The organism is Polymorphospora sp. NPDC051019 (assembly GCF_040683055.1).
Lineage (GTDB): Bacteria > Actinomycetota > Actinomycetes > Mycobacteriales > Micromonosporaceae > Polymorphospora > Polymorphospora lycopeni.
The window spans coordinates 104,512-129,041 of record NZ_JBFBCH010000003.1; the positions used below are offsets into that span (position 1 = coordinate 104,512).

The following is a 24,530-nucleotide window of genomic DNA, read 5'->3' on the forward strand; positions in this document are numbered from 1 at the left end:
GCCGGGCGTGGGTCCAGCGGCCGGGCGTGGGTGCAGCGGCCGACTCAGCGACGGCCGGGCAGGGTCGCCATCGGGGTGCGTACGGCCAGCGGCGTCGAGCCGTTGCCGTTGCCGAGGCCGCCGCGGCGCGGCACCGGGGTCGCCGACGCCGCGGCGCTGGCCCGCTCGATCATCGTGCCCAGCCGGGCGGCGAGCTGGCGGGCGTCGAGGTGCAGCAGCGGCAGGTTGACGTCGGCGGTGGTCAGTACGGTCAGCAGCGCGCGGCTGCCGGCGGCGTAGACGATCACGTAACCGTCGGTGCCCTGCAGGACCGTCTCGTGCAGGGTGCCGAGCCCGGCGGTCAGCGCGAACCGCTGGCCGAGGCCGAGATGGGCGGCGGACAGGGCGGCCAGGCTCGACGGTTCGATGCCGGTCACGTCGCTGGCGATGAGCATGCCGTCGAGGCCGGCGAGCACGGTGCCGGACACGTCGGGCAGGCGCCGCCGCAGCGCGTTTATCTCGGCCTTGATCGCGACGTCAGCGTCCACGGATGTCCTTCTTTCCTACGGTTGCCTCGGGGCGGACGGGTACCGCTCGGTCGGGGCGGCGCGCGGATGTGGGGTCGCGTTGGGGTTCGCCAGCCGGTTACTTTGTGCTCCCGGCACGCTACCCCACGCTGTGATTCTTGGGGAGTGTGGTGACGGTCAGCTATTAGTCCGCAACTATCGGCTGTTCGGGTGTTGCGGAGGAAAGGTTGCGTACGACACCCCGTACGCCAGCCGGTCGACCGTGCGCGGCACGATGGTCCGGTGACGACGCCACCCGACGCCGAGCGCTGGGCACCCGAGTCCCCGAAGGACACCGGCCACGGCCGCAGCCCGTACGAGCGCGACCGGGCCCGGGTGCTGCACTCGGCCGCGTTCCGGCGGCTCGCCGCGAAGACCCAGGTGCACACCGCCGGCACCGACGACTTCCTGCGTACCCGGCTCACCCACTCGCTGGAGGTCGCGCAGATCGCCCGGGAGATGGGCGCCCGGCTCGGCTGCGACGCCGACGTCGTCGACGTGGCCGGCCTCGCCCACGACCTCGGCCACCCGCCGTTCGGGCACAACGGCGAGGCGGCGCTCGACGCGGTGGCCAGCGCCTGCGGAGGCTTCGAGGGCAACGCGCAGACGTTGCGCGTACTCACCAGGTTGGAGGCCAAGGCGCTGCGGCCCGGCGGCGGACCGGCCGGCCTCAACCTGACCCGGGCCTCGCTCGACGCGACCTGCAAGTACCCGTGGCCGCGCCGCGCCGGCCGGCGCAAGTTCGGGGTGTACGCCGACGACACCGAGGTCTTCGAGTGGGTACGCCGGGGCGCCCCGGACGGCACCCGGCGCTGCCTGGAGGCGCAGGTGATGGACTGGGCCGACGACGTCGCCTACTCGGTACACGACGTCGAGGACGGCATCCACGGCGGCTACCTGGCGGTCCGGCCGCTGCTCGACGACGCCGACGAACGCGCCGCGCTCTGCGCCGACGTGGCGGCGGTCTACTCCGACGAGTCCGCGGCCGACCTCGACCCGGTGCTGCTCGCCCTGCTCGCCGATCCGGTGCTGGCGCCGCTGGCCGGATACGACGGCAGCCACGGCGCACAGGCCGCGCTCAAGCGGATGACCAGCGCCCTGACCGGCCGGTTCGTGCACGCCGCGGTGACCGCCACCAAGGAGACCTTCGGCGACGGCCCGCTGCGCCGGTACGCCGCCGACCTGGTCGTACCCCGGGAGATCCGGGCCCGCTGCGCGCTGCTCAAGGGCATGGCGCTGCGCTACGTGATGCGCCGGTCCGGGGCGGAGGAACGCTACGAACGGCAACGGACCGTCCTGGCCGAACTGGTCGCGGCACTCCTCGACCGGGCGCCCGGTGGGCTGGACCCGGTGTTCGCGGCGTCCTGGCGGGCGGCGGCCGACGACCCGGCCCGGCTCCGGGTGGTCGTCGACCAGGTGGCGTCGCTCACCGACCCGGCGGCGGTCGCCTGGCACGGCCGTCTCGTCGCCGGCTGACCCGACCCGCGACCGCGGGACCCCCGCCGGCCCGAATCGGAGCGGCAGGGCAGGATGTACCCGGAGGGGGTGGACACCGCATGGCTGGCCGGATCCGGGACGAGGACATCGCGCTGGTCCGCGAGCGCACCTCCATCGCCGAGGTGATCTCCGACCGGGTGACGCTCCGCTCGGCCGGCGGCGGCAACCTCAAGGGGTTGTGCCCGTTCCACGACGAGAAGACGCCGTCGTTCACCGTGGCCCCGGCCCGCAACGTCTACTTCTGTCACGGCTGCGGCGCCGGCGGCGACGCGATCAAGTTCCTGATGGACGCCGAGCACCTGACGTTCGTCGAGTCGGTCGAGCGGCTCGCCGATCGCGCCGGCATCCAGTTGCGGTACGACGAGACCGGCCCGTCGCCGACCCGCCAGCAGCCCGGCCAGCGGCAGCGGCTGGTGGCCGCGCACGCCGCCGCGGTCGAGTTCTACACCGGGCAGCTCGGCACCCCCGGCGCCCGGTTGGCGCGGGAGTTCCTGGCCGAGCGCGGCTTCGACCGGGCCGCCGCCGAGCGCTACGGGTGCGGCTTCGCCCCCGACGCGTGGGACCACCTGACCAAGCACCTGCGGCAGAAGGGCTTCACCGGTCCGGAACTGGTCACCGCCGGGCTGTCCCGCGAGTCACGGTCCGGCTCGCTGATCGACCGGTTCCGCCGCCGGCTGCTCTGGCCGATCCGGGAGCTGACCGGCGACGTGATCGGGTTCGGCGCCCGCAAGCTCTTCGACACCGACGACGGCCCGAAATACCTCAACACCCCCGAGACGCCGATCTACAAGAAGTCCCACGTCCTGTACGGCATCGACCAGGCCAAGCGGGAGATCGCCAAGCAGGGACGGGCGGTCATCGTCGAGGGCTACACCGACGTGATGGCCTGCCACCTGGCCGGCGTGACGACGGCCGTGGCGACCTGCGGCACGGCGTTCGGCGTCGACCACATCGGGGTCCTGCGCCGGCTGCTGATGGACAGCGACGAGGTCACCGGCGAGATCATCTTCACCTTCGACGGCGACGCGGCCGGGCAGAAGGCGGCGCTGCGCGCCTTCGAGGAGGACCAGCGCTTCGTCGGCCGTACGTTCATCGCGGTCTCGCCCGACAACATGGACCCGTGCGACCTGCGGCTGGCAAAGGGCGACCTCGCGGTCCGTGACCTGGTCGCGCGCCGTGAGCCGCTGGTCGACTTCGCGCTGCGCCAGGTCCTGGCCCGCTACGACCTGGACACCGTCGACGGCCGGGTCGAGGCGATGCGCCGCGCCGCGCCGCTGGTGGCCAAGCTCAAGGACCGCGACAAACGCCCCGAGTACGTCCGCAAGCTGGCCCTGGACCTCGGCATGGAGATCGAGCCGGTGCAGCGGGCGGTGCTGGCCGCCGGCTCGGATCCGGGGGCCGCGGCGCCGGCCCGGCCGAAGCGGACCGAGCCGGTGCTGGACAGCCCGCAGTCGCTGGTCGAACGCGAGGCGCTCAAGCTCGCACTCCAGGTGCCGGTGCTCGCCGGGCCGATGTTCGACGCGGTCGGCGAGGACGCCTACCGGCATCCGGTGCACGTGGCGGTCCGGGCGGCGGTGGCCGAGGCCGGCGGGGCCACCGCCGCGGTCAGCGGCGCGGTCTGGATCGAGCGGGTCCGCGACGCCTGCGCGGACCTGATGGGCCGCGCCCTGGTCGGGGAGCTGGCGGTCGAGCCGCTGCGGATCGACCGGGAGCCCGACCCGGGCTACGTGTCGGTGACCCTGGCCCAGATCCAGCTCGGTTCGGTCACCGCCCGGATCCGCGAGCTGAAGTCGAAGATCCAGCGGATCAATCCGGTCGCGCACAAGGACGAATACCTGGCGATGGTCGGCGCCCTGGTACCGCTGGAGCAGCACGCGCGGGCCCTGCGCGAGCAGGCCGTGGGAGGTTTGTGACATGCGTCTGTTCCGCCGCCGGCCGAAGCTGCCCGCCGACCGGCGCCCGGCCCTCGACCCCGAGGAGCGGGTCCTCGACTGGTCCCCGGCCGGCTCCGGCGACGACGTGGTCGTGTTGACCAACCGAGGGCTGTGGTTGCCGGGCCGGTCCGGCCGGCTGCCCTGGCACGAGATCCACAAGGCGGTCTGGTCGGGCCGGGAGCTGACCGTCACCCCGGCCGAGGTGCTGCGGGTGCACGACGAGTACGCCGTGGTCGCCGACCGGCCGGCCGAGTCCTATCTGCTGCTCGACCCGGGCGACGTGCCGCACCAGGTGCGTACCCGGGTCACCGGGTCGGTCGCGCACACCGTGCACCATCCGCTGCCCGGTGGGGGAGTGCGGATCGTCGCCCGCCGGGTCGGCGGGGTCGACGGGCTGAGCTGGGCGGTCCGCTACGACCCCGGGACCGCGTACGACGACGAGGAGATCCGCGCCGCGACGGTCGAACTCGTCGAGCGGTTCCAGCGGGAGAGCACGCCGTCCGACCTGTGACGCGGTGGGCCGCGTTCGCGCGACCCGGTGCGGGGCGGCGGGTGCCGCGACCGGCGGCCGCGACACCCGCCGGGTGGGTCAGCCCCAGATCGCCGAGACCCACTCCGGGTGGTCGACGAACGGATTGCGGTTGCCCTGCCAGTTGTCGAAGATGACCTGGTTGCGGCGACGCTCGAAGGCGTCCGGCGGGTCCTGCTGGTGCCACTGCTTCAGCACGGAGAGCTTGCCGTGGTAGGGCGAGCTGCCGTTGCTGGTGGACTCGTTGACCTCCAGGTTGGGCCAGCCGTCGTTGCCCTCGTAGCGGATCGCCATGTAGAAGAGCATCCGGGCGACGTCGCCCTTGTCCGCGTCGCGCGGCTCCCACGAGTCACTGTCGGTGTAGTTGCCCGGGGCGCTGCTGACCGGGTTGCCGCCGTTGTCGAAGTCCTTGTTGCCCCGGGTCGAGTTGACCGTGACGTCGGTCGCGCGCAGGTGGTGCACGTCGGTGCCCGGCCCGGCCGAGGTGCCGAAGTTGCCGTGCGACTGCGCCCAGACATGCTCGCGGTTCCAGTTGCCGGTGCTGCCGCCGTTGCTGTTCTTGCTCCGCGACGTGCCGGAGTAGAGCAGGAGCACGTTGTTGGCGTTGTTCGGATCCTGGTCGGTCTGCTTCAGCGCGTCCCACACCTGCGCGTACGACAGTCTGGTCTGCACCTTGATGATGCTGTGCAGCGAGCTGCGCAGGGCCGGCCCCGTCTTGCCGATGGCGGTGGCGTAGTACGTCGAGCCGGGGTTGCCGGTCGGGGTCGGTCCGGGGGTGGCGGTCGGGGAGGGCGTGGGGGTCGTGCCGCCGCGGGTGAGCGCGGTCGGGTTCTTCAGGCCGGCGTGGCTGAAGTACGCGGTCAGCGTGCCGGTGACGGTGACCGTCGAGCCGAGCGTGCCCGGGTTGGTGCGCAGCCCGAAGGCGCCGCGGTAGGCCGCGGTGACCTGGACGTAGAGCATCCGGCCGGTGGCGGTCTCGGCGGCGGAGTCGGCGATGGCGATGGCGGTGTCGCCGGTGAACGCGGAGCGCCGGACCGTGTTGGTGGCCGTCGGCTCGCCGACGACGTAGCCGGTGACCGTCGCCGTCCGGCCGTCCTGGGCGGCGATGGCCGCCGCGACGGTGATGCCGGATGCCGCCGACGCCGCGGTCGACACCACGCCGACCGGTAGGCCGACCGCGAGGACGAGAGCCGCGGCCAGGATGAGCTGTCGCGGCCTCGACCGCGCGCTAGCTGTGGCATTCATGCCTGACGATCTTAATCGAGTTTCGATGAACATCGAAGAAGCTCGAAGTTACGAGTGCGCCAAGATCCCGGTGATCAGGGGCGGGGAAGCACGACCCGCCGGCGATATGCGCGACCCGATCCCTGATCACGGGGATCTTGGGGTGGTCAGCCCGGCGCGTCGGCGGCGGTGAACACGTGGTCGCTGATCATCCGGGTGGCGCCGACCAGGCCGGCCTGGTCGCCCATCTCGGAGAGCACGATCGGCATGGCGCCGGTCGCCAGCGGCAGCGACGAGCGGTAGACCACGCCCCGGATCTCGGCGAGCAGCGCGTGCCCGATGCCGGCGAGCCCACCGCCGATGACGATCATGCCGGGGTTGAAGAAGCTGACCAGGCTGGCGAGCACCTTGCCGACCCGCCGGCCACCGTCGCGCACCATGCCGATCGCGACCGGGTCACCGGCCGCCGCCGCGTGCGCGACGTCGAGGGCGGTCAGCGTGCCGGCCTCGGCGAGCTGTTCGGCGAGCTGGTCGGAGCGCCCGGAACGGGCGGCGGCCAGCGCGTCGCGGGTCAGTGCCGCCCCGCCGAAGTAGGCCTCCAGGCAGCCGCTGTTGCCGCAGACGCACAGCGGGCCGTTGTCGTCGACCGCGGTGTGGCCGATGTCGCCGGCACAGCCGTTGGCGCCCCGGTAGACGGACCCGGCGACGACGATCCCGGCCCCGATGCCGGCGCCGATCTTGACGAAGAGGAAGTCGTCGAAGGACTTCGCGATCCCGGCGTGCTTTTCACCGAGTGCCATGATGTTCACGTCGTTGTCGACCAGGACCGGGCAGCCGAGTTCGGTGCTGAACATCTCGCGTACGGGGAAGCGGTGCCAACCGGGCATGAACGGCGGCGATACCGGAATCCCCTCGTGGAAGCTGACCGGGCCGGGGATGCCGATCCCGGCACCGGTGAAGCGGGTGGTGCCCGAGTCGGCGCGCAGCTTGCTGACGAGTTCGAGGGCCTGCCCGATGACGGCGGTCGGCCCGCGGCGCAGTTCGGTGTGCTCGGTGATCCGGGAGATGACCCGCAGCTCGCCGTCGGTGATCGCGACCTCGATGCTGGTCGCGCCGATGCTCACGCTGAGGAACCGGGTTCCCCCGGCGATCCGGACGATCGACGACCGCCGGCCGCCACGGGAGGCGGCCGGGCCGACCGTCTCGACCAGGCCCCGCTCGATGAGCCGGTCGATCTCGGTGGCCGCCTTGGAACGGGACAGCTCCACCGCCTCGCCCAGTTCGGCACGGGACGCCGGGCCGTCGTCACGCAACAGGCGAAGCACCCGGGCCTGGTGCGGGTTTTCCGGCCATACGCCCAACACGTCCGTCATCATCCTTATCCCGCCGCGGCGAGACCCGCGGCGGCGAGTCGACTTGGAGAGCCCCCAGAGGCTCGGTGTGAGAAAAGATACCGCACGGTCGCCACAAGTTGGCGCAGTACAGGGTCAACTTTGTTCGGAGTGATCGAAAAGTTCCTAGATGTGAAATGAGTGGGATGAATGTCGTACCGAGGGGATAGGTTCTGTCGGTGAAGGAGACGCGGCAGCGACCACCGGGCCACGAACAGTCACCGGGCCACGAGCCGGCGGTGGCCGGAGGGAGCGCGCTGATCCACGCGCGGGGCCTGGTCAAGCGCTTCGGTGACTTCACGGCCGTCGACGGGATCGACGTCGACGTGCAGCCCGGCGAGGCGTTCGGATTCCTCGGTCCGAACGGTGCCGGCAAGAGTTCGACCATGCGGATGATCGGGTGCGTCTCCCCGCCGACCGACGGGGTCCTGCGCATCGTCGGGCTCGATCCGCGGCGGGACGGTCCGGCGATCCGGGCCCGCCTCGGGGTCTGCCCGCAGCAGGACAACCTCGACCCCGAGCTGACCGTGCGGGAAAACCTGACCACCTATGCCCGCTACTTCGGCATCCCGCGCCGGGTGGCCCGGCAGCGGGCCACCGAGCTGCTCGACTTCGTGCAGCTCACCGAGCGCGCCAACAGCAAGGTCGAGCCGTTGTCCGGCGGCATGAAGCGCCGGCTCACCATCGCCCGCGCCCTGGTCAACGAACCCGACATCGTGTTGCTCGACGAGCCGACGACCGGGCTCGACCCGCAGGCCCGGCACCTGGTCTGGGAGCGGCTGTTCCGGCTCAAGCAACAGGGTGTGACGCTGGTGCTCACCACCCACTACATGGACGAGGCGGAGCAGTTGTGCGACCGGCTCGTCGTCATGGACGGCGGCCGGATCGTCGCCGAGGGCTCGCCGCGGGCGCTGATCGAGCGATACTCCACCCGCGAGGTCGTCGAGTTGCGATTCGCCGCCGCGTCGCAGGAGGACTTCGCCGGCAAGCTCGACGGGCTGGGCGAACGGATCGAGGTGCTGCCCGACCGCATCCTGCTCTACGTCGCGGACGGCGACGCGGCGGTGGCCGAGGTGCACGGACGGGCGCTGACCCCGGCCAGTGTGCTGGTCCGGCGCAGCTCGCTCGAGGACGTCTTCCTGCACCTGACCGGCCGGACCCTGGTGGACTAGGGTGCGGCCTGGAGCGTCCCACGGAAGACGGGTCGTTTGCCCGGCGAAACCGTGGGTAGCCGGCGCCGGGGCCGTTGCCTCAGGGAGACCGGACGACTGCGCAGAGGTGGGGCACGACCATGACCATGAACGCGGACGAACAGTACGAGCGCGGCCTGGTGGCGCTACGGGAGGCCGACGGGGGCGCCGGGCAGAAGCTTCTCGCGGCCCTGGCCGACGTCTCACCCGAGCTGAGTCACCGGTCCGTCGCCTGGTCCTACGGAGACCTCTACGTCCGGCCCGAACTGCAGCGCCGCGACCGGGAACTGCTGACGCTCGGCATACTCACCGGTCTCGGTGGCGCCGAGGCCCAGCTCGAGGTCCACGTCAACGGCGCGCTCAACGCCGGCCTGACGCCCTCCGAGATAGTCGAGGCGCTGCTGCAGTCGGTGGTCTACTGCGGTGTGCCGCGGGCGGTCAACGCCACCCTCGTCGCCAAGAAGGTCTTCGCCGAGCGCAACCTGCTTCCCGTCCGTCCCACACCGGCCGGCTGACCCGGCCGCGATTCCCGCTACCGGACACGTCGGGGCCTTCGATAACGTCGGTCTCCCGGTCGGGGTCGCCACCGCTGGCGGCCCGGGCCGTAGTCGACGACACCGAGCGGGAGGCAGCCATGTGGGCAAGCGCGGTCGGCCGGGCGCTGGTCGACCGATGAACGTCGGCACGGCGGCGGCCCGACGCGGCGGCGGGCCGCTCTCCGTACTCGAATACAACATCGTCGGCTACCGGCGCACCTGGCGCTCGAGCGCGCTGTCGTCCTTCCTCCTGCCGCTGCTGACGGTGATCGGCTTCGGGGTGGGGGTCGGCTCCTACATCGACGGCGGCGTCGGCGGGGTGTCCTATCTCGACTTCATCCTGCCCGGCCTGCTCGCCTCGACCGCGTTGCAGGTGGCGATCGGGGAGTCGTCCTGGCAGGTGCTCGGCAACTTCGAGTGGGTCCGCACCTATTTCGCCCAGGCCAGCGCCCCGCTTCGGGTCGCCGACATCCTCGGTGGGCACCTGCTCTTCGTCCTGTTCCGGGTGCTGATCAGCACCATCGCGTTCCTGCTGGTGGCGGCGGCCTTCGGCACGCTGCACTCGCCGTGGGCGCTGGCGGCGCTGCCGCTGGCGCTGCTGATCGGGTTCGCCGTGGCGGCGCCGACGTTCGCCTTCAGCGCCTCGATCAGGTCCGACAGCTACCTGTCGTTGCTGTTCCGCTTCGCCGTGGTCCCGATGACCCTGTTCGCCGGGGTCTTCTTCCCGGTCGAGGAGCTGCCGGTAGTGCTGCGCTGGCTGGCCTACCTGTCCCCGCTGTGGCACGGCGTCGACCTGACCCGGGCGGCCACCCTGGGCATCGCTCCCCAGTGGTCGGTCGCCGGTCACCTGCTCTACCTGCTGGCCTGGGCGGTCGCCGGCTGGCTGCTGGCACACGCCCGGTTCAAGCGCCGACTGGTGTTCTGAGAGGAGGTCGGCGTGGTCAGCATCGTCCTGCCCAAGCTGGTCAGCTTCGAGGGTCCGGCCCGCCGGGCGTTCTCGGTGACCGAGCGCAACGCGGCGGCGCTCAAGTCGGCCTACTGGGTCGTGATGATCTCCGGCTTCTTCGAGCCGCTGCTCTACCTGCTGTCGATCGGCGTCGGGGTGGGGGCGCTGATCGGCGACCTGACGCTGCCCGGCGGTCAGGTCGTCGCGTACGCCGCGTTCGTCGCGCCGGCCATGCTGGCCGCGTCCGCGATGACCGGTGCGCTGTCGGAGACCACCTTCAACTTCTTCGGCAAGATGAAGTACATGAAGCTGTACGACGGGATCCTGGCGACCCCGGTGCAGCCCTTCGAGATCGCGCTGGGCGAGCTGGCCTGGGCGATGATCCGCGGCTCCAGCTACTCCGCCGCCTTCCTCGTGGTCATGGTCTGGATGGACCTCACGACGGTCGGCCGCGCGCTGGTCGCCTTTCCGGCCGCGGTGCTGGTCGGCTTCACCTTCGGCGCGCTCGGCATGGCGCTGTCGACGTTCATGCGCAGCTGGCAGGACTTCGACCTGATGGGGTCGGTGCAGTTCAGCCTCTTCCTCTTCTCCGGCACCTTCGTGCCGGCCGAGGTCTATCCGGCCGTCCTGCGCTGGGTGGTCGAGCTGACCCCGCTCTACCGGTCGGTGCACCTGATCCGTGACCTCAGCATCGGCTCGGCCGGCCCGGCGCAGCTTCTCGACGTCGCCTACCTGGTCGCCCTGACCGTGTTGGGGCTCGTGCTGGCCGGCCGCCGCATGGGCCGACTGCTGACCCGCTGACCTGCGCGTACGCCACCCGGTCGATCGCCTGGCCGACTACTTCTCGACGTCGCAGGACAAAGTTTGGTTCCTGCAAGTCTTTCTTTCCCTCGTCGCTAGCGATACCGTCTGCCCCAGACGTAACACGCGCGACATGGCGTCGCAAAAGTCGAGGTCAGAACCTTATCGAAGTCCGTCGAGCCCGGTTCGTGCCCCTGAGGGCGGGCAGACGCGAACGATCCTCCTACTCGTCATCGGCGGCCGTCGGCCGTCCCAGAAAGGTGGACAAGAATGGACGAGGCGCAGCGCCGCGAGGGCCAGCCCGGTCGGCCCAACCCCCAGCTCACCCGGCGTCGTATCCTCACCGCCTCCGCGGGTGCCGCGGCCGCCCTCGGTGCCGCCGGCCTGCCGATCCTGCAGACCGCGACCCCGGCGATCGGCAAGGGCACCTGGACCGTGGAGCCGCTCATCCCCGAGCAGAACCGCGGCATCATCCTCTACAGCGTGCGGGACCGGATCTCGGCGGCGCCCGACGACAGCGGTGTGCCGTACGGCTTCGAGCGGGTGCTCGCCCGGCTGGCCGAACTCGGCTACAAGGAGATCGAGTTCGCCGGCTACAACCAGCACAGCTCGATCCTGGGCCGGCAGATCACCCCGACCGAGATCCGCAAGATCCTGGACGACAACGGGCTGGTCGCCAACGGCACGCACACGTCCATCAACGCGGCCACCTTCCAGCAGCAGCTCGACATCGCCGAGGAACTCGGCATGAAGAACATCGGCACCGGCAGCGACCCGACCAACAGCAACTACCAGTCCGACTGGGACGCCGCCGCCGACGTCTGGAACGAGTTGGGCCGGCAGGCCCGGGACCGCAAGATGCGGCTCTACACGCACAACCACGACGCGGCCTACAACTTCCTGCTCGACGCCGGACCGCTGGACGGCAACGGCCGGCCCACCCGGTCCTCCGGCGTCCGCAAGCTCGAATACTTCATGGCGAAGACCGACGCCAAGTACGTCTTCTTCGAGATGGACATCTACTGGGGCTACGTGGCCCGCTTCAAGCACACCAAGTACGTCAACTCGGCGGGCCGGGAGCGGACCAGCATCTTCGACCCGATCCTGACCGTGGCCCGGCGGACCAAGCGCTTCCCGCTCTTCCACGCCAAGGACGGCAACAGGAACACCGCCCTGGCCAACGGCTACGAGATGACCCCGCTCGGCGAGGGCGACATCAACTTCCAGCAGTTCTTCCAGACCATCGGCGAGCCGGACTTCCACCACGCCAACTGGGAGCAGGACACCGCGCCGGGCGGCGCCGCGAACCCGGGGCAGTCGCTGGACTTCGCCGCGCTCAGCTACCAGAACATGGCCGATCTGACCATCTACCGTAACGAGTAGCCCCACGTCTGTCGATGTCCCGGCCGTGCCCTGCGCGGCCGGGACATCGGCATGCCCTCCGGTCGAGGGCGCCGGACGGTCTCTGGAAACCCCTGCTGACCAGGCATTTTGCCGCCTGGCGAGACAAGGTTGCGCAGGTCCGACGATTGCTTCCGGCGGGTTGATCGAAGACTTCTGTCCAACTTGATAAAAGTTCGGCTTCAAGCGACCAAAGGTCTTTACAGTCGGCCGAGACGGCTCCTACTGTGTCCAACACGACACGCCGATGTTGCGGCGGCGTAAACCACCGGAGGTGGACCAGTGCGCACCGCGGATGCGCTGCACCTGCGCCTGCTACGGCTTCTGAGAGACCATGGTGCGATCTCCCGCGCGGAGCTCGCCGATCAGTTGCAGATCCCCCGGCCGCGTCTGCTCGCCGAGCTCGACCGGCTGGTCAGCACCGGCTTCGTCACCGAGGCCGGGATGGCCGCCTCGCGCGGCGGCCGCCGTTCCACCCTCGTCGAACTCAACCCCGGCCTGCGCTTCGCGGCCGTCGACCTCGGCGCCAGCTCCATCGACGTCGAGGTGACCAACGGCCGGTTGGAACCGATCGCCAACTACACCGAGTCGGCCGACATCCGGTCCGGCCCGAAGGCCATCCTGCACCGGATCAACGAACTGCTGGCCAAGGCCCGGGTCGACGGGGTCTACGAGAAGCTCGACGCGGTCGGCGTCGGCGTACCCGGTCCGGTCAGCTACCGCGACGGGGTCCCGGTGTCGCCGCCGATCATGCCGGGTTGGGACCGTTTCCCGGTCCGCGAACTGCTCACCCGTGAGCACGGCTGCCCGGCCGCGGTGGACAACGACGTCAACATCATGGCGATCGGTGAGCGGCACGGCGGGGTCGCGCACACGGTCGACGACTTCCTCTTCGTCAAGATCGGCACCGGCATCGGTTGCGGCATCTACCTCAGCGGCGAGGTCTACCGCGGCATCGACGGCTGCGCCGGCGACATCGGACACATCCAGGTGGACAGCCACGGTCCGATGTGCACCTGCGGCAACGTCGGTTGTCTCGAGGCGCACTTCGGCGGCGCGGCGCTGGCCAAGGACGCCACCCTGGCGGCCCGCTCCGGCGCCTCCCCGGCCCTGGCCGAGCGGCTCGCCGCCGCCGGCGTACTGACCGCCCGTGACGTCGCCCAGGGCGCCACCGAGGGCGACGTCACCTGCGTGCGGCTCATCCGCGACGGGGGTCGCCGGGTCGGCAGCGTGCTCGCCGGGCTGGTCAGTTTCGCCAACCCGTCCATGATCGTCATTGGGGGAGGGCTCGCTCACTTGGGGCACATCCTGCTGGCGGAGATCCGCAGCGTGGTCTACCGCCGTTCACTTCCGCTGGCCACCGGCAACCTGCCGGTGGTGCTGTCCGAGCTGGGCTCGCGGGCCGGGGTCACCGGCGCGGCCGTACTCGCCAGCGACGTCGCCTTCGAGCAGGCGTCATGAGCGAGCGTAGCGAGCGAATCGGTTGGCTCAGGTTGACGCATGGCGGCTGCGACCGAAGGGAGCGGACGTCATGAGCGTCGACACCGGCAAGGGCGCCGGGGCCGAGGTCGTCCTGCGGCTCACCGACGTGGTGAAGACCTTTCCCGGCGTACGGGCCCTGGACGGGGTGCAGTTGGAGGTCCGGGCCGGCGAGGTGCACTGCCTGCTCGGCCAGAACGGCGCCGGCAAGTCCACCCTGATCAAGGTGCTGTCCGGGGTGCACCGGCCGGACTCGGGCCAGGTCGAGTGGCTCGGCGAGCAGGTCAACTTCGGCAACCCGCAGGCGGCCATGAAGGCCGGCATCGCCACGATCTACCAGGAACTCGACCTGGTCGAGGACCTGTCGGTGGCGGAGAACGCCTTCCTCGGGCACGAGCCGCGCCAGTTCGGTTTCGTCCGCAGGGGACCGATGTCCCGGCAGACCCGGGAGATCCTGGGGCGGCTGGGGCATGCGGAGATCCCGCCCAACCGGCTGGTTCGGTCGCTGCCGGCGGCCGGCAAGCAGATCGTCAGCATGGCCCGGGCGCTGTCGCACGAGGCCCGGCTGATCATCATGGACGAGCCGAGCGCGGTGCTCGCGCACGACGAGGTCGGCAATCTCTTCCGGATCATCCGCGAGCTGACCGCCCAGGGGATCGCGGTCATCTACATCTCGCACCGGATGGAGGAGATCCGCGAGATCGGTGACCGGGTCACCGTGCTCAAGGACGGTCGCACCACCGCCGCCAACCTGCCCGCGCAGAGCACCCCGACGCGGGAACTGGTCAGCAAGATGACCGGCCGCACCATCGAGTACGTCTTCCCGGACCGGGCCCCGGTGGCCCGCCCCGACGAGGAGTTGCTGCGGGTCGACGGGCTCACCCGGCACGGCGAGTTCGCCGACGTGTCGCTCACCGTGCACCCGGGCGAGATCGTCGGGATCGCCGGTCTGGTCGGGTCGGGCCGTTCGGAGCTGCTGGAGACCATCTTCGGCGCCCGCCGGTCGGAGTCCGGCACGGTCCGGATGGGCGGCCGGACCCTGCGCCCGGGGAGTGTGGGCGCGGCGGTCCGGGCCGGGCTCGGCATGGCGCCCGAGGAGCGCAAGAGCCAGGCGCTGCTGCTCGGGGAACCGATCTACCGCAACGTCACGCTGGCCACCTTCGCCCGGATCGCCAAGGGCGGCTTCACCCGGTCCGGGCAGGAACTGGCCGAGGCGGAGAAGGTCGCCGACTCGCTGGAGCTGCGCCCCCGCGACGTACGGCGGCCGGTCCGCCAACTCTCCGGCGGCAACCAGCAGAAGGTGGTGGTCGGCCGCTGGTTGCTCGGGGACACCCGGCTGCTGCTGCTCGACGAGCCGACGCGGGGTGTCGACGTCGGCGCCCGGGCCGAGCTGTACCAGGTGATCCGCGACCTGGCGGCGAAGGGGGTCGGGGTGCTGCTGGTCTCCAGCGAGGTGCCGGAGGTGCTCGGTCTGTCCGACCGGGTGCTGGTGATGCGTGAGGGCCGGGTCATCCACGAGGCGCCGGGCGACGCGATCGACGAAGAGACTGTGCTCGACCTCGTCATGGCGGGGTCGCTTATGGAAGGCGAAGCCGCGTGACGACGAGCGAGAAAGAGACGGCCGCCGCCACACCGGGGCAGGTGGGCAAGGCGGCGCCGCCGGCCGGCCCGCAGCACGGCTCGGGTGGCCCGGCGAAGGAGAGCTGGTGGAAGTCGGACGCCACCGAGAACGCCCGTCGTAACCTCGGGCTGGTCGGCGTCCTGGTGGCGCTGGTGGTGATCGGTATCGCCACCCGGCCGGACCTCTACAGCGACCCGACCTGGGTGAAGAACAACATCTTCACCATCCTGCAGCAGGCGTCGGCGATCGGTGTGGTCACCGTCGGCATGACGTTCGTGATCATCGGGGGTGGCATCGACCTCTCGGTGGGCGCGATCATGGCGCTGGCCGGGGTGTGGGCCACCACGGTCGCCACCCAGAGTTTCGGCGCGGGCGGCATGATCTTCACCGCGCTGGCCGTCGGTCTCGGGGTCGGTCTGGTCAACGGGGTACTGATCTCCTACGGCAGGTTGGTGCCGTTCATCGCGACACTGGCGATGATGGTCGCGGCCCGGGGGCTGGCCGCCGAGATCTCCGACAAGCAGACCCAGGTCTCCACCTCCTCGGTGATCAACGGCATCGCCACCCAGCGGATCCTCGGCATCCCGCTGCTGGTGATCATCCTGGCGCTGGTGGTCGCGGCCGGTTGGGTGCTGCTCAACCGCACCACGTTCGGCCGGCGTACGGTCGCCGTCGGCGGCAACAGCGAGGCGGCCCGGCTCGCCGGCATCAACGTCAAGTGGCACACCCTGCTGCTCTACGGCCTCTCCGGGCTGTGCTGCGGGATCGCCGCGATCATGCTCATGGCGCAGGCCAACTCGGCCCAGGCCGCCATGGCCAACCTCTACGAACTCGACGCCATCGCGGCGGCGATCATCGGCGGCACGCTGCTCAGCGGTGGTCGCGGCACCATCATGGGCGCGCTGTTCGGCGTGCTGGTCTTCTCCACGATCACCAACCTGTTCGCGATCAACGGTCTGTCGACCGAGTCGCAGAACATGATCAAGGGCGCCATCATCGTGGCCGCCGTGCTCATCCAGGAGTTCCGCTTCAAGTCAGTGAGCCAGCTCTTCACCCGCAACAAGGGCGCCACCGCCTAGCACAGCCAGCGCACCACACCAGGTGAGCGTCCGGTCGGGACGCCCGCCGGGATCGTCACACCCTCAAACACCCACCACTGATGGAATCCAGGAGGTCGTCATGACCAAGGACGGACGCGATCTGTCCCGCCGCCGGCTGCTGCTGGGCGGAGCGGCGCTCGGCGCCGGCGCCCTGCTCACCGCCTGCACGAGCAACGAGGCCGCCCCGCAGACCGCCCAGACCATGGGCGCCAACGAGGGCAACCCGAACTCCTCGCCGGGCCAGCGGGTGGTGATCGGCTTCTCCGCGCCGGCCGCCGACCACGGCTGGATGGCCGCCATCATCAACAACGCGCGGGCCCAGGCCGCGGCGTACTCGGACGTGGAGCTCAAGGTCGTCGAGGCCGGCGCCGACGCGGCGGCGCAGCGGGCCGGCGTCGACACCCTGATCGCCGAGAAGCCGAACGTCCTGGTGATGCTGCCGCACGACGGCGCGGAGCTGACCGCCAGCGGCATCAAGGCGATGCAGGCCGGCATCCCGGTGATCAACCTGGACCGGGCCTTCAACCAGGCGCTCGCCTACCGCACCCTGATCAAGGGCGACAACTACGGCATGGGCGTCTCGGCCGGCAACTACGTCATCGCGCAGATGCGGGCCAAGGGCGTCACCAGCCCGGTCATCGCCGAGATCGCCGGCATCGACTCGCTGCCGCTGACCCAGGAGCGGTCGGCCGGGTTCCGCGACACGCTGACCGCCGCGGGCCTCCAGATCGCCAACCGGCGGGCGGCGGAGTTCACCGCCGACTCCGGCCAGCGTGAGGCGGCCAACCTGCTCCAGGCCCTGCCGAAGATCGACGCACTGTGGAACCACGACGACGACCAGGGCATCGGTGTGCTCGCCGCGATCAGCCAGGCGAACCGCAGCGAGCTCATCATGGTCGGTGGCGCCGGTTCGAAGGCCGCGATCGAGGCGATCCAGGCCGACAGCGGCGTGCTCAAGGCGACGGTCACCTACAGCCCGTCGATGGCCTCCTCGGCCATCTCGCTGGCCCGGCTGATCGGCCAGAACAAGGGAATGGGCGACCTGGTCGAGCTCCAGGTGCCGAAGGAGATCACGCTGGCCTCCGAGACCATCACCAAGGAGAACGCGAGCAACTACATCTCGCTCGGGTTCTGATCCACGGCAAGGCGGGGGGAGGCCCACGTTGTCCACTGTAGATAAAGAGTTGCGGATCGGGATGGTCGGCTACGCCTTCATGGGTGCGGCGCACTCACAGGCGTGGCGCACCGTCAACCGGGTCTACGACCTGCCGGCGTACGCCCGGATGACGGCGATCTGCGGCCGCGACGAGTCCAAGGTGGCCGAGGCCGCCGCGCGACTCGGATGGGACGGACACACCACCGACTGGCGTTCGCTGATCGACCGGGACGACATCGACGTGATCGACGTCTGCACCCCGGGTGACAGCCACGCCGAGATCGCGATCGCGGCGCTGGCGGCGGGCAAGCACGTGCTGTGCGAGAAGCCGCTGGCCAACACGGTCGACGAGGCCCGCGCCATGGCCGCCGCGGCGGCCGAGGCCCGGTCGGTCGGGGTACGGTCCATGTGCGGGTTCAACTACCGCCGGGTCCCCGCGATCGCCCTGATGCGTCAGCTTGTCGCCGACGGCCGGATCGGCGTGATCCGGCACGTCCGCGCGACGTACCTCCAGGACTGGCTCGTCGACCCGACGGTGCCGCTGGCTTGGCGGTTGCAGAAGGACAAGGCGGGCTCCGGCGCGCTCGGCGACATCGGTGCCCACATCATCGACGCCACCGAGTTCGTCACCGGCCAACGGATCGCGAGCGTGAGCGGCCTGGTCGAGACCTTCGTCAAGGAACGCCCGCTGCCCGGCGAGGCGAGCGGGCTGGCGGCGAAGTCGCTCGCGACCGCCGACGGGACCGGTCCGGCGACCGGCCCGGTCACGGTCGACGACGCCGCGCTGTTCACCGCCCGGCTCGACGGCGGCGCGGTCGGCAGCTACGAGGCGACCCGGTTCGCGACCGGCCGCAAGAACGGGCTGCGGATCGAGATCAACGGCTCGCTCGGTTCGGTCGCGTTCGACTTCGAGCGGATGAACGAGCTGGAGTTCTACGACGCCGACCGGCCGGTCAGCGAGCAGGGTTTCAGCCGGATCCTGGTGACCGAGCCGGACCACCCGTACATGTCGGCGTGGTGGCCGGCCGGCCACATCATCGGTTACGAACACTCGTTCACCCACCAGGCCCGCGACTTCCTCGAGGCGGTCGCGACCGGGGTGGACCCGACGCCGTCGTTCGACGACGCCCTCCACGTCCAGCTCGTGCTGGAGGCCGTGGAGCGGTCCGCCGCGACGGGAGCGTGGACCGCGGTGGATTCGGCCCTGACCGCGGTCGTCGCCTGACCGGAGTACGAGGCTCCTCGGGCCCGAGTGCGAGGAGCCGGACGTGGTTGCGCCCCACGTCCGGTTGACGAGGGCCCGAGGGTAGGCCGTCCGGCGCGACCGGACCGGGATTCCCCGGTCGCGCCGGACGACCAGCAGGCGCAGCGCAGGACCTTGGCGGACGTGGCACCGCGCCAGGGGTGAGGCACCAACGCAGAACCGGTCCGGCATCCGGACCAGTGCCAACGGTGAGGCTCCACGAGCCTCCCCGACCCCCGGAGGTTTTCCATGGCAAGATCCGTTCGACGGTGGTTCGCCATCGTCGCGGGCGCCGCGCTGACGGTGCCCCTGGCGGCCGCCGCGCCGGCGTACGCCCACCCCGGCCACGAGCACGAAGACGGCTACCAGGTGCTCGTCTTCACCCGCGCGGCCGCGGGTGCCCACGACTCCACCGCCAAGGGCGTCAACGCGATCCGTACCCTCGGCAACAACAACGGCTTCACCATCGACGTGACGCAGAACGGCACCGCGTTCACCCCCGAGAACCTCGCGAACTACAAGGCCGTGGTGTTCCTCAACGCCACCGGGGACGTACTCGACGAGAACCAGCAGGTCGCCTTCGAGGACTACATCCAGGCCGGCAACGGCTACCTCGGCATCCACGCGGCCGTCGAGGCCGAGCCGGACTGGGCCTTCTACCGTGACCTGGTCGGCACCTCGGCCGCCGGCACGAGCGGCAGCGGCAACGCCCGCATCGACGTCGCCGACCGGGCCCACCCGGCGACGAAGACCGTGTCCCGGCAGATCACCCTCGACGACGAGATCTACAACTACACCAGCAACGTGCGCGGCACCGCCCACGTGCTGGCCACCGTCGACGAGAAGAGCTACACCGGCGGCACGATGGGCTACGACCACCCCATCTCGTGGTGCCGTGACTACCAGGGCGGCCGGTCCTTCTACACCGGGCTCGGGCACTCCGAGGCGACGTACGCCAACGGCGCCTTCCGCAAGCACCTGCTCGGCGGCATCCAGTGGGCCGCCGGCGTGGCCGAGGGCGACTGCGGCGCGACGGTGCTGGCCAACTACGAGCGGGTCGTGCTCAACGACCAGCCCGGCGAGCCGATGTCGCTGGCCGTCCTGCCCGACGGCCGGGTCCTGCACAACACCCGCAGCGGTGAGATCCGGCTCTACAACCCGGCCAACGGCGCCAGCCCGGTGATCGCCTCGATGTCGGTCTACCAGCACGACGAGGATGGCCTCCAGTCCGTCACGCTCGACCCCGACTTCGCCAACAACAAGTGGGTCTACCTCTACTACGCCCCGCCGCTGAACACCCCGGTCGACAACCCGGCCACCCCGGGCGTCAACGAGGGCGACGCCCCGGCGACCAGCAACGACCCGACCGTCTGGGACAAGTTCGTGGGCTACAACCAGCTCTCCCGGGTCAAGTTCGTCGACGGCGAGAACCCCACGCTGGACTTCTCGACCGAGCAGAAGATCCTCCAGGTCGAGGCCGACCGGGGCGCCTGCTGCCACGTCGGCGGTGAGGTCAAGTTCGACGGCAAGGGCCTGCTCTACCTGGTGACCGGTGACGACACCAACGCCAGCGGATCGGACGGCTACACCCCGATCAACGAGTCGCCGACCCAGGGCCCGGCGTACGACGCCCAGCGCTCCTCGGCCAACACCAACGACCTGCGGGGCAAGGTGCTGCGGATCAAGGTGAAGCCGGACGGCACGTACAGCATCCCGGCCGGCAACCTCTTCCCGCAGGCGCAGAACACCGACGGGAAGACCCGCCCCGAGATCTTCCTGATGGGTCTGCGTAACCCGTTCCGGTTCGACGTCGACGCCCGCGGCTGGGTGTACGTCGGCGACTACTCGCCGGACACCCGGGTGCCCAGCGCGACCCGTGGCCCGGAGGGCACCGGCCGCTGGCTGGCGACCAACAAGGCCGGCAACTACGGCTGGCCGTACTGCACCCAGCCGGACCAGCCCTACATCGACTACGACTTCGCGACCCGCACGTCGAAGGAGACGCCGTTCAACTGTGCGGCGCCGGTCAACGACTCGCCGCGCAACACCGGCCGGACGGTCCTGCCACCGGTGCAGCCGTCGCAGTTCCACTACACCTTCAACGCGGTCACCCCGTGCCGTGGGGCGTACCTCGCGCCGGCGCAGACCTGTGACTTCAAGTGGCCGGTGATCGGCACCGGCGGCGTCGGCCCGATGGGCGGCCCGATCTACAAGTACGACGCCGACCTGGACTCCGACGTCAAGCTGCCCGAGTACTACAACGACGCGGTCGTCTTCGGCGAGTTCAGCCGGGACAAGATCTTCATGATGCGGACCAACGGCAGCGGCCAGCTGCTCGGGGTCGAGCAGTTCCTGCCGGGCTTCACCTTCGACAACCCGATCGACATGGAGTTCGGGCCGGACGGCAGCCTCTACGTGCTGGAGTACGGCGACGGCTTCTTCCGGGCCAACCCGGACGCCGCGCTGTCGGTGATCCGCTACGTCAAGGGCACCCGGGGCCCGGTGGCCGAGATCGACGCCGCCCCGACCTCGGGCCAGGCGCCGCTGACCGTCCAGTTCTCCAGCGAGGGTTCGCACTCGCCGGAGCCGGGCGAGACCGTCTCGATCGCCTGGGACTTCGACGGTGACGGCACGACCGACTCGACCGAGGCGAACCCGTCCTTCACCTACACCACCAACGGGGTCTACTACGCCCAGTTGACGGTGACCGACAACAGCGGCAAGGCGGCGACCCTGAACCGCACGATCACGGTCGGCAACACCGCACCGACGATCACGCTGCACACGCCGGTCTCCGGCTCGTTCTTCGAGTGGGGCGACCAGATCCCGTACACGCTGACGGTCACCGACCCGGAGGACGGGACGATCGACTGCAGCCGGGTCGAGGTGACGTTCGTGCTCGGCCACGACGAGCACGGCCACCCGCAGGGTTCGACGACCGGTTGCTCCGGCGTGGTTCCGAGCCCGGCCGACGGCGCCGACCACGCCGGCAGCTACCTCTACGGCGGCATCAGCGCCAGCTACACCGACCTGGGGGCGAACGGTCAGCCGGCGCTGACCACGGTCGAGCAGTCGAGGGTCCAGCTGCGCCTCCAGCAGGCGGAGTACGCCCAGGTCAAGCAGGGTGTCACGGTCGCGAACACGAACGACGCCGGAGCCGGCCAGCACCTGACCGGAATCGACAACGGTGACCACATCGCGTTCGACCCGATCAACCTGGGCGACGCCGGCTCGGTCACCTTCCGCTACGCCGGTGGTTCGGCGGCGACCGCGGGCACCCCGCGGGCGGTCGTCGAGCTGCGGGTCGGCGCGCCGGACGGCACCCTCGCCGGCACCGCCACCCTGAACGCCACCTCGGGCACCAACGTCTGGGCCAGCCAGAGCATCCAGGTCGACCAGCCGGACACCTACGGGCAACCGCTCTACCTGGTGTTCAGGTCGGTCTCCGGGGGCCCGACGACCGCACTGTTCAACCTCAACTGGGTCGAGTTCGGCTCGACCCCCTGACCCGGCCCGTCACCACCTGAGTGACGGCCAAGGTCCCGCCGGCGGCCGGCGCCGCCGGCGGGACCGGACAGAACCACCGGCTGGGCGGACCCCGCACCAGGTCCGCCCGGCCGGGGGACGCACCGACCGCCGGCTGGGCGGACCTCCGGTCCGCGCAGCCGGCCCAGGGAAGACGCACTGCGGGGGAGGCAGGGTCGCGACGCCGACCGACCCTGCCTGCTGATGCCCTGTCCGCCCGGCCGATCGAGCCCGGGGCAGCGTCGACGACGCCGACGTCGACGCGGTCACGGTGGTGCCACCTCGATCCGGTCGGGCGGACAGGGCCCAATTCTCCCGGCCGGGCCGGCCGGCCGGAATCACCCGGTCGGGCGGCACCGGACCGGTTTGCATATCGGCGAGGGCAAGGGAGAACCACATGCGTACGGGAGTCTGGCTGATCGGAGCACGCGGATCCGTCGCGGCGACCAGCATCGTCGGTTGGCTGGCGCTGCGCGCCGGCCTGGCCGAGCCCACCGGCTGCGTCACCGAGCTGCCCGGGCTGCGCAGCCCGGCGCTGCCGGCCCTGGGCGAACTCGTCCTCGGTGGACACGAGATCACCGAGACGCCCCTGCTGAAGAAGGCCGAGGCCCTTGCCGCCGCCGGTGTCGTGCCGGCCCGGCTCGTCGACGCACTGCACGACGAACTCGTCACCGTCGACGGCGACGTACGGCCGCTGCCCGCCGCCGACACCCAGGCCGGCACCGCCGCACTGATCGCCGCCGACCTGGCCGACTTCCGGTCCCGGCACGCGCTCGACGAGGTGGTGGTCGTCAACGTCTCCACCACCGAGCCGGCGCCCGCCCCGCTGCCGGCCCACGCCGACCTCGCGGCGCTGGAGGAGGCGCTCGCCCGTCCCGGCGTGGTGCTGCCGCCCAGCTCGCTGGCCGCGTACGCCGCGTTCACCGCCGGCTGCTCCTATGTGGACTTTACGCCGTCGACCGGGGCCCGCCTGCCGGCACTGCACGAGCTGGCGGTCCGGCACGGCGTGCCGTACGCCGGGCACGACGGGAAGACCGGCGAGACGCTGGTCAAGTCGGTGCTCGCCCCGATGTTCGCGCTGCGCCACCTGCGGGTGCGTACCTGGTCCGGCATCAACCTGCTGGGTGGCGGCGACGGCGCCAACCTCGCCGAGCCGGCCGCCAACGCCGCCAAGACCGCGAGCAAGCAGCGGGTGCTCGGGGAAACCCTCGGCTACCAGCCGCAGGGGACCACCCGGATCGAGTACGTCGACGACATCGGCGACTTCAAGACCGCCTGGGACCTGATCACCTTCTCGGGGTTCCTCGGCACCGCCATGCGGATGGAGTTCAGCTGGCACGGCTGCGACTCGGCCCTGGCCGCCCCGCTGGTGCTCGACCTGGCCCGGCTGGCCGCCGCCGCGCGCGCCGCCGGCCGGCACGGGCCACTGCCCGAACTCGCGTTCTTCTTCAAGGACCCGATCGACGCCACCGCCCACTCGCTCGACGAGCAGTGGCGGATCCTCGCCGACTTCGTCGGCTCGCTGCCCGGAGGTGAGCACTGATGGGACTTCTGCGGGATCTCGTCGACCTGGTACGCGCCCCGGCCGCGCTGTCCGTGCCCGGTGACGTGGTGGCCGGTGCCGCCGCGGCCGGCACCCTCGGCGCGCGTACCCCGGCCCTGGCCGGCGCGTCGGTCTGCCTCTACTGGGCCGGCATGGCCGGCAACGACTGGGCCGACCGGGACCTCGACGCGGTCGAGCGCCCCGAGCGGCCGATCCCGTCCGGCCGGGTCTCCGCGCCGGCCGCGCTGGGGATCGCCGCCGGGCTCACCGTCGCCGGCCTCGGGCTCGCCGCGCTCGGCGGCGGCCGGCGGGCGCTCGCCGTCGCCGGGCCGCTCGCCGCCGCCGTGTGGGCGTACGACCTGCGGGCCAAGAACACCGCCGCCGGGCCGGCGGTGATGGCCGCCTGCCGGGGGCTCGACGTGCTGCTCGGCGCGAGCACCGGCCGGCCGGCCCGGGCGCTGCCGGCGGCGCTCGCGGTGGCCGCGCACACCTATACGGTCACCGAACTGTCCCGGCGCGAGGTCGGTGGCGCCGACCCCCGGCTGCCGAGGGTGACGCTCGCCGGCACCGCCGCCCTGGCGGCGGCGACCGCCGCGGCCGGCGCCCGGCCCGGCCGGCCGGCGTGGCGCCGCGCGGTGCCGGCCGCCCTGGCCGCCTGGTACGCCGCCCAGTACGGCGGCGCCCAGGCCCGCGCCGCCGCCGAGCCGTCGGCGACCCGCATCCGGGCCGCGGTCGGGGCCGGGATCACCGGCCTGCCGGCCCTGCAGGGGGCGCTCACCGCACACGCCGGTGCCGCCACGGCCGGGCTGGCCGTGGCCGCCGCCGCCCCGCTCGGCCGCCGCCTGGCCCGAATGGTGTCGCCGACATGA

Annotated in this window: 19 protein-coding genes; 16 read left to right on the forward strand and 3 right to left on the reverse strand. The window is 71.3% G+C overall.

The annotated features are described in order from the left end of the window. Window positions 1-44 precede the first annotated feature (44 nt). Window positions 45-527, reverse strand: coding sequence for a roadblock/LC7 domain-containing protein (locus tag AB0M79_RS07500; RefSeq protein WP_364209073.1), 483 nt, complete (start codon window positions 525-527; stop codon window positions 45-47). A 261-nt stretch (window positions 528-788) separates the two neighbouring features. Between AB0M79_RS07500 and AB0M79_RS07505 the strand changes: the two genes are divergently transcribed. From AB0M79_RS07505 to AB0M79_RS07515, 3 genes are all read left to right on the forward strand, one after another. Further along, complete coding sequence (locus AB0M79_RS07505; protein ID WP_364209076.1) at window positions 789-2,021, forward strand: deoxyguanosinetriphosphate triphosphohydrolase; 1,233 nt, start codon at window positions 789-791, stop codon at window positions 2,019-2,021. Between the two features lie 80 nt (window positions 2,022-2,101). After that, window positions 2,102-3,955 (forward strand): DNA primase, encoded by a 1,854-nt coding sequence (gene dnaG, locus AB0M79_RS07510; RefSeq protein ID WP_364209079.1) that lies wholly within the window; start codon window positions 2,102-2,104, stop codon window positions 3,953-3,955. Window position 3,956: 1 nt separating this feature from the next. Continuing rightward, window positions 3,957-4,487: a hypothetical protein gene (locus AB0M79_RS07515; protein ID WP_364209082.1), complete on the forward strand. Its 531-nt coding sequence runs from the start codon at window positions 3,957-3,959 to the stop codon at window positions 4,485-4,487. A gap of 78 nt (window positions 4,488-4,565) precedes the next feature. Here AB0M79_RS07515 and AB0M79_RS07520 read toward each other — a convergent pair whose 3' ends face one another. Together AB0M79_RS07520 and AB0M79_RS07525 are read right to left on the reverse strand one after the other, a co-directional pair. Next, window positions 4,566-5,750, reverse strand: coding sequence for an endonuclease (locus AB0M79_RS07520; protein WP_364209085.1), 1,185 nt, complete (start codon window positions 5,748-5,750; stop codon window positions 4,566-4,568). A 146-nt stretch (window positions 5,751-5,896) separates the two neighbouring features. After that, window positions 5,897-7,093 (reverse strand): ROK family transcriptional regulator, encoded by a 1,197-nt coding sequence (locus tag AB0M79_RS07525; protein WP_364209088.1) that lies wholly within the window; start codon window positions 7,091-7,093, stop codon window positions 5,897-5,899. A gap of 266 nt (window positions 7,094-7,359) precedes the next feature. Between AB0M79_RS07525 and AB0M79_RS07530 the strand changes: the two genes are divergently transcribed. The 13 genes from AB0M79_RS07530 to AB0M79_RS07590 all read left to right on the forward strand — a co-directional run bounded on the left by AB0M79_RS07530 (window position 7,360) and on the right by AB0M79_RS07590 (window position 24,530). Next, window positions 7,360-8,292, forward strand: coding sequence for an ABC transporter ATP-binding protein (locus tag AB0M79_RS07530; RefSeq protein ID WP_364209903.1), 933 nt, complete (start codon window positions 7,360-7,362; stop codon window positions 8,290-8,292). Between the two features lie 119 nt (window positions 8,293-8,411). Further along, window positions 8,412-8,825: a carboxymuconolactone decarboxylase family protein gene (locus tag AB0M79_RS07535; protein ID WP_364209091.1), complete on the forward strand. Its 414-nt coding sequence runs from the start codon at window positions 8,412-8,414 to the stop codon at window positions 8,823-8,825. Between the two features lie 157 nt (window positions 8,826-8,982). Then, window positions 8,983-9,771, forward strand: coding sequence for an ABC transporter permease (locus AB0M79_RS07540; RefSeq protein WP_364209094.1), 789 nt, complete (start codon window positions 8,983-8,985; stop codon window positions 9,769-9,771). A gap of 12 nt (window positions 9,772-9,783) precedes the next feature. After that, window positions 9,784-10,593, forward strand: coding sequence for an ABC transporter permease (locus AB0M79_RS07545; protein ID WP_364209097.1), 810 nt, complete (start codon window positions 9,784-9,786; stop codon window positions 10,591-10,593). A 270-nt stretch (window positions 10,594-10,863) separates the two neighbouring features. Then, window positions 10,864-11,976, forward strand: a complete 1,113-nt coding sequence (locus AB0M79_RS07550; RefSeq protein ID WP_364209100.1) for a sugar phosphate isomerase/epimerase — start codon at window positions 10,864-10,866, stop codon at window positions 11,974-11,976. Between the two features lie 300 nt (window positions 11,977-12,276). Further along, window positions 12,277-13,455, forward strand: coding sequence for an ROK family transcriptional regulator (locus AB0M79_RS07555; protein ID WP_364209103.1), 1,179 nt, complete (start codon window positions 12,277-12,279; stop codon window positions 13,453-13,455). A gap of 70 nt (window positions 13,456-13,525) precedes the next feature. Beyond that, the gene (locus AB0M79_RS07560; protein ID WP_364209106.1) at window positions 13,526-15,073 is read left to right on the forward strand and encodes a sugar ABC transporter ATP-binding protein; all 1,548 of its coding nucleotides are present in this window, start codon (window positions 13,526-13,528) and stop codon (window positions 15,071-15,073) included. 41 nt (window positions 15,074-15,114) lie between these two features. Then, window positions 15,115-16,173 (forward strand): ABC transporter permease, encoded by a 1,059-nt coding sequence (locus AB0M79_RS07565; protein ID WP_357542810.1) that lies wholly within the window; start codon window positions 15,115-15,117, stop codon window positions 16,171-16,173. Between the two features lie 100 nt (window positions 16,174-16,273). Then, complete coding sequence (locus tag AB0M79_RS07570; RefSeq protein ID WP_364209108.1) at window positions 16,274-17,329, forward strand: substrate-binding domain-containing protein; 1,056 nt, start codon at window positions 16,274-16,276, stop codon at window positions 17,327-17,329. 28 nt (window positions 17,330-17,357) lie between these two features. Then, complete coding sequence (locus tag AB0M79_RS07575) at window positions 17,358-18,575, forward strand: Gfo/Idh/MocA family oxidoreductase (RefSeq protein WP_364209111.1); 1,218 nt, start codon at window positions 17,358-17,360, stop codon at window positions 18,573-18,575. 267 nt (window positions 18,576-18,842) lie between these two features. Further along, a complete protein-coding gene (locus AB0M79_RS07580; protein WP_364209114.1) occupies window positions 18,843-22,100 on the forward strand; it encodes a ThuA domain-containing protein in 3,258 nt (1,085 codons plus the stop codon). Between the two features lie 415 nt (window positions 22,101-22,515). Continuing rightward, on the forward strand, window positions 22,516-23,661 hold the full coding sequence (locus tag AB0M79_RS07585) for an inositol-3-phosphate synthase (protein WP_364209117.1): 1,146 nt from the start codon (window positions 22,516-22,518) through the stop codon (window positions 23,659-23,661). Beyond that, window positions 23,661-24,530: an SCO3242 family prenyltransferase gene (locus tag AB0M79_RS07590; protein ID WP_364209120.1), complete on the forward strand. Its 870-nt coding sequence runs from the start codon at window positions 23,661-23,663 to the stop codon at window positions 24,528-24,530. Before AB0M79_RS07585 ends, AB0M79_RS07590 begins: the two co-directional genes overlap by 1 nt.